Origin of the sequence: Halomonas beimenensis, from assembly GCF_002549795.1 — a bacterium.
GTDB classification, from domain to species: domain Bacteria; phylum Pseudomonadota; class Gammaproteobacteria; order Pseudomonadales; family Halomonadaceae; genus Halomonas; species Halomonas beimenensis.
The window spans coordinates 3,172,671-3,185,648 of record NZ_CP021435.1 but is presented as its reverse complement, the minus strand read 5'-3'; the positions used below and the strand labels follow the sequence as shown (position 1 = coordinate 3,185,648).

The 12,978-nt window shown below is 69.2% G+C and carries 13 protein-coding genes; 10 read left to right on the top strand and 3 right to left on the bottom strand.

From position 1 onward, the window contains the following. The first annotated feature begins 165 nt into the window (after positions 1–165). The 7 genes from BEI_RS14825 (at position 166) to BEI_RS14795 (ending at position 7,229) form a co-directional block, all read left to right on the top strand. Positions 166–1,476, top strand: coding sequence for a glycerate kinase type-2 family protein (locus tag BEI_RS14825; protein WP_097790247.1), 1,311 nt, complete (start codon positions 166–168; stop codon positions 1,474–1,476). Beyond that, positions 1,473–2,960, top strand: a complete 1,488-nt coding sequence (gene pyk / locus BEI_RS14820; RefSeq protein ID WP_097790246.1) for a pyruvate kinase — start codon at positions 1,473–1,475, stop codon at positions 2,958–2,960. Before BEI_RS14825 ends, pyk begins: the two co-directional genes overlap by 4 nt. Positions 2,961–3,099: 139 nt before the next feature. Further along, positions 3,100–3,831 (top strand): GntR family transcriptional regulator, encoded by a 732-nt coding sequence (locus BEI_RS14815; RefSeq protein WP_097790245.1) that lies wholly within the window; start codon positions 3,100–3,102, stop codon positions 3,829–3,831. A gap of 217 nt (positions 3,832–4,048) precedes the next feature. Further along, a complete protein-coding gene (modA, locus tag BEI_RS14810; protein ID WP_097790244.1) occupies positions 4,049–4,861 on the top strand; it encodes a molybdate ABC transporter substrate-binding protein in 813 nt (270 codons plus the stop codon). Next, positions 4,861–5,532, top strand: coding sequence for a molybdate ABC transporter permease subunit (modB, locus tag BEI_RS14805; protein WP_097790243.1), 672 nt, complete (start codon positions 4,861–4,863; stop codon positions 5,530–5,532). Before modA ends, modB begins: the two co-directional genes overlap by 1 nt. Further along, positions 5,522–6,679, top strand: a complete 1,158-nt coding sequence (locus tag BEI_RS14800; protein WP_097790242.1) for an ABC transporter ATP-binding protein — start codon at positions 5,522–5,524, stop codon at positions 6,677–6,679. Before modB ends, BEI_RS14800 begins: the two co-directional genes overlap by 11 nt. Beyond that, on the top strand, positions 6,672–7,229 hold the full coding sequence (locus BEI_RS14795) for a DUF192 domain-containing protein (protein ID WP_097790241.1): 558 nt from the start codon (positions 6,672–6,674) through the stop codon (positions 7,227–7,229). The genes BEI_RS14800 and BEI_RS14795 overlap by 8 nt, the downstream gene beginning before the upstream one ends. On the opposite strand, the gene BEI_RS14790 is transcribed toward BEI_RS14795, so the two are convergent. The 3 genes from BEI_RS14790 to BEI_RS14780 form a co-directional block, all read right to left on the bottom strand. Continuing rightward, complete coding sequence (locus tag BEI_RS14790) at positions 7,207–8,079, bottom strand: DMT family transporter (RefSeq protein ID WP_097790240.1); 873 nt, start codon at positions 8,077–8,079, stop codon at positions 7,207–7,209. The genes BEI_RS14795 and BEI_RS14790 overlap by 23 nt on opposite strands. A 98-nt stretch (positions 8,080–8,177) precedes the next feature. Continuing rightward, entirely contained in the window at positions 8,178–8,942 is a 765-nt protein-coding gene (locus tag BEI_RS14785; protein WP_097790239.1) for an outer membrane protein OmpK, read from the bottom strand. A 255-nt stretch (positions 8,943–9,197) separates the two neighbouring features. Further along, on the bottom strand, positions 9,198–9,737 hold the full coding sequence (locus BEI_RS14780; RefSeq protein WP_097790238.1) for a macro domain-containing protein: 540 nt from the start codon (positions 9,735–9,737) through the stop codon (positions 9,198–9,200). A gap of 167 nt (positions 9,738–9,904) precedes the next feature. Between BEI_RS14780 and BEI_RS14775 the strand changes: the two genes are divergently transcribed. The 3 genes from BEI_RS14775 to BEI_RS14765 all read left to right on the top strand — a co-directional run bounded on the left by BEI_RS14775 (position 9,905) and on the right by BEI_RS14765 (position 12,944). Beyond that, complete coding sequence (locus BEI_RS14775; RefSeq protein ID WP_097790237.1) at positions 9,905–10,141, top strand: DUF2798 domain-containing protein; 237 nt, start codon at positions 9,905–9,907, stop codon at positions 10,139–10,141. 203 nt (positions 10,142–10,344) lie between these two features. After that, a complete protein-coding gene (locus BEI_RS14770) occupies positions 10,345–11,733 on the top strand; it encodes a KamA family radical SAM protein (RefSeq protein WP_097790236.1) in 1,389 nt (462 codons plus the stop codon). A gap of 236 nt (positions 11,734–11,969) precedes the next feature. Continuing rightward, on the top strand, positions 11,970–12,944 hold the full coding sequence (locus tag BEI_RS14765; protein ID WP_097790235.1) for a TAXI family TRAP transporter solute-binding subunit: 975 nt from the start codon (positions 11,970–11,972) through the stop codon (positions 12,942–12,944). Positions 12,945–12,978 lie beyond the last annotated feature (34 nt).

Below are 12,978 nucleotides of genomic sequence, written 5' to 3'. Positions count from 1 at the left end.
TCGGGCGATGGCCGGCGGGGGACAGGGGAGGTGACTGCTCCCTGATGGCAGGCGTCGGGTCGTCGCCTGCCTGGGTCGTCGCTTGACGGCCCCTTGCCCGGTGGTGAGGCTCCCCCTGTAGACTCCATCTCGTCACCGGGCCCTTTTATCGAAGGAGACCCCCGAATGAATGCCCTTTCCCCCCTGCTTTCCTGCGACCGGCCCGAGGCGGCAAGCGACTGGCTGAGGCGGCTCGGCGAGATCGCCGTGGCGGCCGTGCACCCCGACACGCTGCTGCCGGACCGGCTGCCCGATCCTCCGGCCGGCCGCACCCTGGTGGTAGGGGCCGGCAAGGCGGCGGCCGCCATGGCGGCCGCCCTGGAGCGCGCCTGGGAGGCGCGTCACCCGGAGGCCCCGCTATCCGGCCTGGTGGTGACCCGCTACGGCCATGGCGCCGAGTGCCGTCGCATCGAGGTGCTCGAGGCCTCCCATCCCATGCCCGACGACTTGAGCGAAAAGGCCGCGCGCCGCATGCTCGAGGCCGTCGAGGGGCTCGGCGAGGAAGACCTGGTCATCGCCCTGATCTCCGGCGGCGGCTCGGCGCTGATGACCCTGCCCGCGCCGGGCGTCTCCCTGGCCGAGAAGCAGGCCATCAACAAGGCGCTGCTGAGAAGTGGCGCGCCGATCCGCGAGATCAACACCGTGCGGCGTCATCTCTCGGCCATCAAGGGTGGCCGGTTGGCCGCCGCCGCTCATCCTGCCCGGGTGCTGACCTGGCTGATTTCCGACGTCCCGGGCGACGAGGCGTCGCTGATCGCCTCCGGTCCCACGCTGCCCGACGCCACCACCCCGGCCGAGGCGCTGGCGATCCTCGAGCGTCATGGCATCGAGATCTCCGCGGCGGTTCGCCACCAGCTGGAGGCCAACACCGAGGCGCCGCGTCCCGAGGACCCGGCCTTCGCCCGGGACGAGAGCGAGATCCTCGCCCGGGCCCGGGACGCCCTGGCCGCGGCCCGTGACGCCGCCGAGGAGGCCGGGGTCGAGGTCAAGCTGCTGGGCGACGATCTCGAGGGCGAGGCCCGGGAACTGGGCCGCGCCCAGGGGCGCATGGCGCTGGGGGCCCAAGACGGGCTCACGCGCCCGCTGCTGATCCTGTCCGGCGGCGAGACCAGCGTGACGGTGACGGGCGACGGCCGCGGCGGGCGCAACGTCGAGTACCTGCTCGGGCTGTTCACCACCCTCCGGGGCGCCGAGGGCATCCATGCCCTGGCCATCGACACCGACGGCATCGACGGCTCCGAGGACAACGCCGGCGCCATCGTCGGCCCCGACTGCTGGACGCGCATGCGCTCGCTGGGGCTCGAGCCCGACGATTATCTGTCACGCAACGATGCCTATACTTTCTTCGAGGCGCTGGACGACCTGATCATGACCGGGCCGACGCGCACCAACGTCAACGACTTTCGTGCCATCCTGGTACTGCCGAGGAGCTCATGACACTGCCGCCCCATGCCCCGATCCACGAGCCGGTGCGTCGCACCAAGATCGTCGCCACCCTGGGTCCCGCCAGCGACCGGGAGGGCGTGCTGGAGGAGATGATCGCCGCCGGCGTCGACGTGGTGCGCCTGAACTTCTCCCACGGCTCGGCGGACGACCATCGCCGCCGGCTCGCCGCGGTGCGCGAGATCGCCGCCCGCCAGGGCCGCAGCGTCGCCGCCCTGGGCGATCTCCAGGGCCCCAAGATCCGCATCGCCCGCTTCTCCAACGGCAAGGTCAGCCTCGCCGAGGGCGCGCCCTTCGTCATCGACGTGGCCCTCGACGCCGAGGCCGGGGACGCCGAGCGGGTGGGCTGCGACTACAAGGCGCTGGCCTCCGACGTGGCCGCCGGCGACCGCCTGCTGCTCGACGACGGCCGGGTGGTGCTCGACGTCGCCCGGGTCGAGGGCAGCGCCATCCACACCACCGTGGTGGTGGGCGGCGAGCTGTCCAACAACAAGGGCATCAACAAGCAGGGCGGCGGCCTCTCGGCCCCGGCGCTGACCGACAAGGACAGGGCCGACCTGGAGACCGCCGTGGCCATCGGCGTGGACTACCTGGCGGTGTCCTTCCCGCGCAGCGCCGCCGACATGCACGAGGCCCGCGAGCTGCTGGGGGACGCCGGCAAGGAAATCGGCCTGGTGGCCAAGCTGGAGCGCGCCGAGGCGGTGGCCAGTGATGCCACCCTCGATGCCATCATCGAGGCCAGCGAGGCGGTGATGGTCGCCCGGGGCGACCTGGGCGTGGAGATCGGCGACGAGAAGCTGATCGGCACCCAGAAGCGCATCATCAAGCATGCCCGCAGCCACAACCGGGCGGTGATCACGGCCACCCAGATGATGGAGTCGATGATCGAGGCCCCGCTGCCCACCCGGGCCGAGGTGTTCGACGTGGCCAACGCCGTGCTCGACGCCACCGACGCGGTGATGCTCTCCGCCGAGACCGCCGCCGGCGACTTCCCGGTGGAGACCGTGGAGGCCATGGCCCGGGTCTGCCTGGGCGCCGAGCGCGAGCGCATCGCCCAGGCATCGAGCCACCGCATCCACGAGGGCTTCGAGCGCATCGACGAGACCATCGCCCTGTCGGCGATGTACGCCGCCAACCACCTCACGGGGGTGGCGGCCATCGCCTGCATGACCGCCACCGGCTACACGCCGCTGATCGCCTCGCGGATCCGCTCGGGGCTGCCGATCGTCGGCCTGGCCCACAACCCGATCGCCCAGCGGCGCATGGCGCTGTATCGCGGGGTCATCTCGCTGCCCTTCGACACCAGCGACATGGCGGCCGGCGAGCTCAACGACCGGGCCCTGGAGCGGGTGGTGGCCCAGGGCATCGCCGAACCGGGCGATCACGTCATCCTCACCCGGGGCGATCATATGAACGCCCACGGTGGCACCAATACCCTGAAGATCCTGGACGTGAACGATACCCATCGGGGCCACTGATCCGGCCAGCTCCGCGATGTTATCCGACCCGGCCCTACCAGGCCGGGCCTTTTTTTGTATACAAAAAAAGAAGACGCTGTGGCCAGATGAGGGAAAAGATGCGAGAGTCCTGGGAGAGACACCTTTGGAGACGAATGCCATGAGCAATGCCTGGCACGAGGAGATGCAGGCCGTGGCCAAGTCCGGTGGCCGGGTCAGCGACCGCGACATCGCCGACAAGGTGCGCCACGCGGTGCTGATGCAGCGGTTGCCGCCGGGCACCAAGCTCCCCGAGATCACCCTGGGCGAGGTGTTCGGCGTGAGCCGGTCGGTGGTGCGCAAGTCCCTCACCCGGCTGGCGTCGGAACACGTCATCGATCAGCGTCCCAACCAGGTGGCGCGGGTACGGGCGCCCAGCGTCGAGGAGACCCGCGAGACCTTCGACGCCCGGCGCCTGGTGGAGGGCGAGATCGCCGCTCAGCTGGCCGGCCGGCTGTCCCCCGAGGCTCTGGAGGCCCTGGAGCGGCAGGCCGACCTCGAGACCGAGGCCTTCCGCGGAGGGGACGAGCCCGCCCGTATCGAGCATTCCCTGACCCTGCATCATCTGCTGGCCGAGCATTCCCCGAATCGGGTGCTGGGCGGCATGCTCACCGACCTGGTGCTGAGGACCTCCATCGTCGTCGCCCTCTACAAGCGTTCCGGACTGGCGTCCTGCTATCAGGAAGGCCAGCACGGCCGCCTGCTCCGGCACCTGGCGTCGGGGGACGCCGAGGCCGCTCGCGGAGCCATCCACGACCACCTGAACGGCCTGGAGGCGCTGCTCGATCTGAGCCCTCGCGAGGCGCGCATCGACCTGATGTCGATCCTGGGCCACACCCCCGAACAGGCCTGATCCGGATCAAGCCGGCATCGGCTCGGGGGGACGGCGCCTTGTCCCCTCCCGCCCGCCTGGATGACAATGCCTTCGGTCATGGGCGGCGGCGCCTGTCGTGCGCCGTCGTGCCGAATCGGCGAGGGGCGCCTTGCGGTGCCGCCGGCGAGGTTCGGCTTGACAATGCTGACCGAATGGTCAACTTTCTGGCGATACGTCACGGATAAGGCATGATCCCATGAGGCACCCAAGGCGCTGGGCGGCTTGCCTGGCACTCTGCGTCCTGCCCTGGCTGGTCCCGGTGCAGTCCCTCGCCGAGGCCCCCCGAGTGGCGGCGGCCTCGTCGCTGCAGTTCGTCCTGCCCGAGTTGCGTCATGCCTTCCGCGATGCCACCGGCCAGGACGTCCGGGTCACCTTCGGCGCGTCCGGCAACCTGAGCCGGCAGATCGTCCAGCGGGCGCCCTTCGAGCTCTTCCTCTCGGCGGACGAGGCGAACGTGCGCGCCCTCGAAGCGGCCGGCATCACCGAAGGGGAGGGCAGGGTCTATGCGGTCGGCCGCCTGGTCTGGCTGCAGGCCCCCGGGCGGGGACCGCTGCCGCCCCCCGAGGATCCACTCGGCGCGGTGCGCGAGGCGTTCGCGGATCGGGCGGCGGGGCAGGGGCGGCCCCGCCTGGCCCTGGCCAACCCCGAGCATGCTCCCTATGGGATCGCGGCCCGCCAGGCCTTGAGCCGGGCCGGCCTGTGGGAGGCGACCGCCCCCTTGCGCGTGCTGGGCGAGAATGTCTCCCAGGCGGCCCGCTTCGCCCTGGCCGACGAGGCCCGGGGCGGCCTGGTGGCCTATTCCCTGGCGCTCGCGCCGGCCCTGGCCGAGCGTGCCGAGTACGTGCCGATCCCCGCCGACTGGCATGCGCCCCTCAGGCAGCGCATGGCACTGCTCGAGGGGAGCGGCGACACGGCGCGAGCCTTCTACGCTTGGCTGCAGGGCGAAGAGGCGCGGAAGATCCTGGCGCGACACGGCTTCCAGTCCCCCGGCGAGGGTGACGTCCCCTGATGGACTGGCCGGCGCTGTGGGTATCGCTGCGGCTGGCGGGGCTGACCTGCCTGCTGCTGCTCCCCCTGGGACTCTGGCTGGGGCGGACCCTGGCGCTGGCCCGCTTCCGTGGCCGCTCGCTGTGTGCCGCCCTGGTGGCCCTGCCGCTGGTGATGCCGCCCACGGTGCTGGGCTTCTACCTGATGCAAGGCTTCGGCACCGAGGCTCCCTTCGGGGCCTTGTGGTCCCGGTTGACCGGTACCACCCTCAACTTCTCCTTCAGCGGCATCCTGCTGGCCTCGTTGGTGGCCAACCTGCCCTTCGCCGTCCAGCCCATCCAGCGGGCCTTCGAGACGATCCCCGCGAACCTGCGCGAAGCCGCCTGGTGCAGCGGCCTGGGGCCCTGGCAGACGCTGTGGCGCATCGAGCTGCCCCTGGTCTGGCCGGGGCTGGTGTCGGCCCTGGCCCTGACCTTCGCGCATACCCTGGGGGAGTTCGGCGTCATCCTGATGGTGGGGGGCGCCATCGACGGCGAGACTCGCACCCTGGCCATCGCCATCTATGACCGGGTCCAGGCCTTCGACGAGCAGGGGGCGGCACTGATGTCGGCGATGCTGCTGCTGGTGTCCTTCCTCACCATCGCGGTGGTCTACGGCCTGAGCGGACGCCGGAGGGGGCTGCATGGCCACTGAGCCGCGGTTGCCCGGCCCGGTCGAGGGCGGGCTCGAGGTCAGCGTCGCCCAGGCGGGGCCCATCCCCCTGGCGGCGGACTTCCACTGCGCCCCGGGGGAGCTGCTGGCCCTGGTCGGGCCCTCGGGCAGCGGCAAGACCACGCTGCTGCGCGCCATCGCCGGGCTCTACCGGCCAGCCGCGGGGCGCATCCGCTGCGGCGGCGAGACCTGGTTCGAGGCCGCCGTGGCCTGCTGGGTCCGTCCCCAGCGGCGGCGGGTGGGCCTGGTGTTCCAGGACTATGCCCTCTTCCCCCATCTCGATGCTCGAGCCAACGTCATGATCGCCCTCGGTCACCTGCCCCCGGCGGAGCGCCGTGAGGCGGCGGAGGCCTGGCTGGCCCGGGTACGCCTGGAGGGCCTGGGAGGGCGGCTGCCCGCCCAGCTCTCCGGCGGCCAGCGTCAGCGGGTGGCCCTGGCCCGGGCCCTGGCCCGCCAGCCTCGGGTCCTGTTGCTCGACGAGCCTTTCTCGGCGGTGGACCAGGTCACCCGTCGGCGCCTGCAGCGCGAGCTGGCGCTGCTGCGGGAGGCGATCGCCATCCCCATCGTGCTGGTCACCCATGACCTGGACGAGGCCGCCGCCCTGGCCGATCGCCTCTGTGTGCTGCATGGTGGGCGGAGCCTGCAGCAGGGGCCGGCCGAGACCCTGTTCCGTCGTCCCGCGTCCCCGGAGGTGGCTCGGCTGCTGGATCGTCACAACGTCTTCACCGGCCGGGTAATCGAGGACGAGGCCGGGCATCGGCGCCTGCAATGGGGGCCCTTCCGGCTGGAGGTCACCGAGGGCCTGGCCGGCCTGCCGCTGGGCCGGCGCCTGGCCTGGTACCTGCCCAATTCCGACGTGGTCCTGCATCGCCGGGGCCGGCCGTCCCGCGGGGAACGGGAGAACCCGATCACCGGCCGGGTTCGGGAGATGGTCGTGCTCGGCGGCATGGCCTCCGTGATCCTGGCCTTCGACCACTGCGACGATACCCTACACTTCGAGATCGCCACCCACGCCGCCCGGCGCAACGGCCTGGCCCGGGGCGAGACGGTGACGGTCTCGCTACTGGCCCATGGCATCCATTTGATGCCCGAGGTGCCGCTGCCGGGAGAGGAGCCTTGCCATGCCTGAGACGTCCGTTTCGAGTCCGACCCGCCGCCGCCTGCTGCAGGCCCTGGTGCTGCTGCCGGCCGCCGCCTGCTGGGCCCCGGCCGCCCTGGCCCAGGAATCCCGCTTGCCCGGGACGGTCCTGACCCTCCATGCCGAGACCGGGCCCCATCGCCTGAGGGTGGAGCTGGCCCGGACGGTGGCCGAGCGGGGAAGGGGGTTGATGGAGCGCGATACGCTGGCCGAGGATGCCGGCATGCTGTTCCTCTATGACCGACGCCAACCCCCTCGCAACGGCTTCTGGATGTACCGCACCCGGATCCCGCTGGACATCGCCTTCCTCGACGAGAGCGGCCGGATCCTCGAGATCCACCGCATGACCCCCTGTCGCGCGGAGACGGCGGGCGCCTGCCCGGTGACGCGCCCGGCCTCACCCTACCGGGCGGCGCTCGAGGTCAACGCCGGTTACTTCGCGGAGCGAGGCATCGGTCCCGGCGATTGCGTCAGCTGGCCGGGAGACGCCGGGAGCTGTCGCGGCCCGGAGCAAACCGTCACGACGACGTCCGGACAGTGACCCGACCGCTCCCCAGGCGAAGCACGATCAGTGCGATCCCGGCGACCACCAGGCCACCGCCGATCAACTTGTGCGGTCCCAGGGCGTCGTCCAGCAGCAGCACCCCGAGAATCACCGCCAGGACCGGCACCAGCAGTACCATGGGGACCACGCGGTTGACGGGATGGCGGCGCAACAGGCCGTACCAGATGCCGTAGGCCAGGATGGAGGACATGACCGCCGTGTAGAAGACCGCTCCCCAGGCAAGCCAGCCGGCCTCGGTCAGGGCGCTGAGCTGGTCCTGCTCGAACCACCAGGACCCGAGGGCGACCTGGGGGATGGCGAACAGCGCCACCCAGCCGGCCAGGGCCATGGGGGCGACGTCGGGCCCTCGCTTGATCAGCAGCTGGGAGATCGCCCAGCCCAGGGCGCTGGTCAGCAGCAGGGCGGTGGGCAGCGGCGCCGGCAGGGTGGGGCCGCCGGCCAGGACCACCACGCCACCGAACGAGAGCAGCAACCCGGCCAGGCGTCGCGGCCCCAGCCTTTCCTTGAGGAAGAGCACCGCCAGCAGGGTGGCGAAGGGAGTGCCCATCTGGACGAGGATCGCCCCGGTGCCGGCCTCGGCCTGACCCAGCCCGATGAAGAGCATGGCGAAGTGCAGGGTGCCGAAGGTCAGCGACAGCAGGGCCAGGAAGGGCAGTCGATGGGGCGACACCGGGTGGAAGGGCACCAGCAGCAGGGCCACCAGGGCGAAGCGCAGGGTGGTCAGCAGCAGGGGGGGCAGCTCGGCCACACCCAGCTTGATGACGATGATGTTGAGGGCCCAGATGGCGACGACGCCCAGGCCCAGGGCCAGGTCCTTCGGTGGCACGGCTCATCCTTGATCGGTCGCGAGAGGAAGCCGCAGCTTAGCAGAGGACCCCGGGGTTTGGCCCAGAAGCCGGGGCGAAACCGCCCCGGCACAGGGAATCAGAAGGTCCAGCGTACCATGGCCTGGGGGAAGGACTCGTCGGTGTCCTCGAGACCGAACTTGTTTTGCCAGTGCTGGTACTCGATGCCGAGGCCGAGCTGGTCGGTGGCATGCCAGACCAGTTGGGGCTGGGTCAGGAGCTGGGATGCCAGGTCGCCTTCCTCGGTGATGTAGTCGAGGAAGCCCTCGAAGGTGAAGTCGGCACCGCCGATGCTGAAGGGCGCATTCCACACTGCCGTGAACTGCTCGGCACTGCCCTCGGCAGCAGCGCTCTCGTCGTTGCGGTACATCGCATGCAGCTTGAAGAAGGCGAAGCCGGGCACATCCAGGTCGGCGGACAGACCGGCCATGTGGGTGGTCTTGCGGGTGGCCGAGTTGCGGTCCAAGTCCAGTTGGCCGATCACGTAGAGGTTCTTGAGTGGGCCGGCGGTCAGGTTGAGGCCGGTCATCTTGCCGATGTTGCCCCGTAAGCTCCACTCGGCGTGCACGCTGCCCCGATCCTGCTCGTCCTGAGGGCCTTGGTCCAGGTTGGTGAAATCGGTGAAGAAGAAGCTGTCGCCGTAGGTCCAGCCCGTGGCATTGGCAAAGGTGAGGATGGCGTGCGCCTTGTTGTCGATGGTGAAGCCGGCGTCCGCGGTGTCTTCATAGTCCCAGCCATAGAGGGCCTCAACCTTGGTGGTGCTGTAGAGGGCTGCGTGTGCGGCCTGAGCCATCAGCAGGGACGCTGCAACGGTGCCGAGGGCCAGTGTCAGCTTGGTGCGCATCTTGTACTCCGGTGTTGTTGTCGTTGGATCCGGCCGATGCCTGATAGTCACACCCGACAGGGTGCGAGGGCGAGCACAGAGAGAATCTCTGACTGGATACCCTTCAGGAATTCAGCGTACACATTTTTAGATAACATTGTGCTCAAAATCAAACATTGGATGTATACATCTTTGTCGTGAGGCAGGCGTTACCCGGCGCCGCGGGTCGTTGAGACGCCGCATTTCGGCCTTCAAGGGACGGGCGTCAGGCCCAGCTCAACCGGCGTCGGGAGGGGCCAGGGAGGCGAGGGTCTGACGATGCAGGTCGGCGCTCTTCGCGTCGAAGAGCACGAAGCGTACCGTCCTGATGCCGGGGCACTGGGGCAGGGTGGTCAGCACCGTGGACAGGGCGATGCGGGCGGCCTCGGCGGCCGGGTAGCCGAAGGCGCCGGTGGACAGCGCCGGGAAGGCAAGGCTCTCGATGCCGTGGCGTTCGGCCAGCTGCAGGGCGTTGCGATAGCAGTCGGCGAGCAACTCGTCCGAGGGTTCGTCCACGCCATAGACCGGGCCCAGGCAGTGGATGACGTAGCGGTTGGGCAGCGCGAAGGCCTCGGTGAGCACGGCCTGCCCGGGCTGGATGGGCGCGAGGGGCCGGCCGGCCTCGGCCAGCTCGGGGCCGGCGGCCCGGTGCAGGGCCCCGGCCACCCCGCCGCCGCTGCGCAGCTGGGCGTTGGCGGCGTTGACCACGGCCTCGATGTCGTCCTGTCGGGCGATGTCGCCCTGCCGACACTCGATACGCGACGCGATGCTCGTCATGGGATGCCTCCTCGCGAGATGGCGTGGACCGATTGCCTTCAGTCTGGTGGGCTGGCCCCACGAGTGGCAAGTTCGCCGGACCTCCGGCCAAGGCGGACGCCCCACGGGCGAGGTCGTACACTGTCCCGCACCCGGTCCATCGTCGAGTCGTCCGACGGGAGAGTTGCATGCCCATTCCCCCACGCTACGCCGCCCTGGTGTTCTCGCTGTTGATGTCGCTGTACATGGGCGTGCTGATGACCCTGCTCATCACCTGGATCAACACCGGGCTGTCCGATGGTTTCCTGGGGCGCTGGTGGCGAGCCTTCACCATCGCTTGGCCCATCGCCTTCGTCCTGACCCTGCTCGGCGCCCCGCCGCTGCAGCGGCTGACGGCCTGGTTGACCCACGATCGCCGAGGATGAGCGGCAATGAACGAATAGTGGCGAAATGCCGGGATTTCCGAGACATTCGTTGCGAATCTGTGCAGAAGCTTGCAAGTTGTCGCGCCCGGCGTTACCTATAGCCGTCCCCATTGCCAAGGCCACGGCACGCGAGCCCGCGTGACGGATGCCGCGGGCGTCGCTCCCGTTCGGCCCGGCCGTGTCATAACAACGGAGGAGATGGCATGAATCAGCGTGTGAACCTGGAGCTCGGCGACCCCCGGGCCGAGGCCTTCGAGGCTCGTCAGTTCAAGGTCTATACCCATCGCCAGCTCGACAAGATCGCCCCGCTCGAGCAACTGCCCGAGAACCTGCGCTTCGACATGCGGGTGGTCAGCCAGGTGTTGCCCTTCCGGGTCAACGAGTACGTCATCGACGAGCTCATCGACTGGAACCGGGTGCCCGACGATCCCGTCTTCCAGCTCACCTTCCCCCAGCGCGGCATGCTGCGCCCCGAACACTTCGACGAGGTCGCCGATCTGGTGCGTCGCGAGGCCGGCGCCGCCGAGATGAAGCCGGTGATCGAGCGCATCCGCGCCGAGCTCAACCCCCATCCGGCGGGACAGATGGACCTGAACCTGCCGATGCTGGACGGCGAGCCGCTGCCGGGCATGCAGCACAAGTATCGCGAGACGGTGCTGTTCTTCCCCAGCCAGGGACAGGTCTGCCACAGCTACTGCACCTTCTGCTTCCGCTGGGCGCAGTTCGTCGGCGACAAGGACCTCAAGTTCGCCTCCAGCGAGGCGGATTCCCTGCACCGCTACCTGGCCGAGCACACCGAGGTCACCGACCTGCTGATGACCGGCGGCGACCCCATGGTGATGAAGGCCAAGCATCTCAGGATGTACCTGGAGGGGCTGATGGCGCCGGAGCTGGACCATGTCCAGGACATCCGCATCGGCTCCAAGAGCCTGACCTTCTGGCCCTACCGCTTCGTCACCGACCCGGACGCCGAGGACATCCTCGAACTGTTCCGCGAGCTGACCGCGGCGGGCAAGCATGTCGCCTTCATGGCCCACTTCAACCACTGGCGCGAGATGGACACCCCCATCTGCCGCGAGGCGATCCGCCGCATCCGCGCCACCGGGGCCGAGATCCGCACCCAGGCCCCGCTGCTGGCCCACATCAACGATGACGCCGACCAGTGGGCCCGCATGTGGACCGACCAGGTGCGGCTGGGCATGATCCCCTACTACATGTTCGTGGAGCGCGACACCGGGGCCCGGCACTACTTCGAGGTCCCCCTGGTGCGCGCCTGGGAGATCTACCGCGAGGCCATGAAACGGGTCCCCGGCCTGGCACGGACCGCCCGAGGCCCCTCGATGTCCGCCGACCCCGGCAAGGTGGAGATCCAGGGGGTCACCGAGATCGGCGGCGAGAAGGTGTTCGTGCTGCGCTTCATCCAGGGCCGCGACGCCGACTGGGTCCAGCGGCCCTTCTTCGCCAGGTACGACGAGGCCGCGACCTGGCTCAATCACCTCGAGCCTGCCCTGGGCGAGGAGCGCTTCTTCTTCGAGGAGGCGTTCGCCGCCATGAAGGCCGAGAAGCAGGCGCTGATCACCAAGGCCTCCTGAGACCTGGCGACTGGCGTTCACGGGCCCGGCCAAGCGCCGGGCCCGCGTGCATGCGTGAAGCCGAAAATAAACGGGCCCTAAACGTAGGCGACAACTACACTGACACGGAAGGAAAAAATCCTCATCGGATAGACGTTTTTTCCGCTAAAGTAGGGAAATGCGGTATAACCGCGGGCGGTCACCGACGAGGGACCGTCGAAAGTATGCTTCGCCCATAACGTCAAAGAGGTGTGTCAATGAAACGCCATGCATTCTCCGCCGCCGCCTTCTCCGGGGCGCTGCTCGGCGCCGCCATGATCTCGACGCCGGCCGTGGCCCAGGAACAGTTCATCACCATCGGTACCGGCGGGCAGACCGGGGTCTATTACGTGGTGGGCCAGTCGGTGTGTCGTCTGGTCAATCGCCTGGAAGACGCCGACATCAAGTGCAACGCGCCGTCCACCGGCGGCTCCGTGGCCAACATCAACGGCATCAAGTCCGGCGAGCTGGACATGGGCGTCGTGCAGTCCGACGTCCAGTACCAGGCCTACAACGGCACCGGCAACTTCGAGGGTGATGCCTACGAGGAACTGCGCGCCGTCTTCCGCGTGCACGGCGAGCCGCTGACCCTGCTGGCCCGCGCCGATGCCGGCATCGAGACCCTCGACGACCTGGAGGGCAAGCGCGTCAACATCGGCAACCCCGGTTCCGGCCAGCGCAACACCATGGAAGTGGTGATGGACGCCAAGGGCTGGACCGAGGACACCTTCTCGCTGGCCTCCCAGCTGGACCGCGCCGAGCAGGCCGCGGCCCTGGCCGACAACAACATCGACGCCATGGTCTACGTGGTGGGCCATCCCAACGGCTCCATCCAGGAGGCCACCACCACCGTCGACTCGCGGCTCATCCCCCTCAACGACGAGGCCATCGACGGCATCGTCGAGGAGTATCCCTACTACTCCAAGTCGGTCATCCCCGGCGGCCTCTACAAGGGCAACCCGGATGACGTCGAGACCTTCGGCGTGGCGGCCACCTTCGTGACCGACACCGACACCAGCGAGGAGGTGGTCTACCAGACCGTCAAGGCGATCTTCGACAACTTCGATCGCTTCAAGCGCCTGCACCCGGCCTTCGAGAACCTCGACCCGCAGGAAATGGTCACCGCCGGCCTCTCCGCTCCGCTGCACGAGGGGGCCGCGCGCTACTATCGCGAACAGGGCTGGATCGAGTGATCGTCGACGCCTGAGATCACCGCATTTCGCGGAA

What these genes read in the sequence shown, in the direction of transcription:
- BEI_RS14825 (WP_097790247.1), top strand. Translation starts at nt 166, where the DNA reads ATGAATGCCCTTTCCCCCCTGCTTTCCTGCGACCGGCCCGAGGCGGCA.
- pyk (WP_097790246.1), top strand. Translation starts at nt 1,473, where the DNA reads ATGACACTGCCGCCCCATGCCCCGATCCACGAGCCGGTGCGTCGCACC.
- BEI_RS14815 (WP_097790245.1), top strand. Translation starts at nt 3,100, where the DNA reads ATGAGCAATGCCTGGCACGAGGAGATGCAGGCCGTGGCCAAGTCCGGT.
- modA (WP_097790244.1), top strand. Translation starts at nt 4,049, where the DNA reads ATGAGGCACCCAAGGCGCTGGGCGGCTTGCCTGGCACTCTGCGTCCTG.
- modB (WP_097790243.1), top strand. Translation starts at nt 4,861, where the DNA reads ATGGACTGGCCGGCGCTGTGGGTATCGCTGCGGCTGGCGGGGCTGACC.
- BEI_RS14800 (WP_097790242.1), top strand. Translation starts at nt 5,522, where the DNA reads ATGGCCACTGAGCCGCGGTTGCCCGGCCCGGTCGAGGGCGGGCTCGAG.
- BEI_RS14795 (WP_097790241.1), top strand. Translation starts at nt 6,672, where the DNA reads ATGCCTGAGACGTCCGTTTCGAGTCCGACCCGCCGCCGCCTGCTGCAG.
- BEI_RS14785 (WP_097790239.1), bottom strand. Translation starts at nt 8,942, where the DNA reads ATGCGCACCAAGCTGACACTGGCCCTCGGCACCGTTGCAGCGTCCCTG.
- BEI_RS14780 (WP_097790238.1), bottom strand. Translation starts at nt 9,737, where the DNA reads ATGACGAGCATCGCGTCGCGTATCGAGTGTCGGCAGGGCGACATCGCC.
- BEI_RS14775 (WP_097790237.1), top strand. Translation starts at nt 9,905, where the DNA reads ATGCCCATTCCCCCACGCTACGCCGCCCTGGTGTTCTCGCTGTTGATG.
- BEI_RS14770 (WP_097790236.1), top strand. Translation starts at nt 10,345, where the DNA reads ATGAATCAGCGTGTGAACCTGGAGCTCGGCGACCCCCGGGCCGAGGCC.
- BEI_RS14765 (WP_097790235.1), top strand. Translation starts at nt 11,970, where the DNA reads ATGAAACGCCATGCATTCTCCGCCGCCGCCTTCTCCGGGGCGCTGCTC.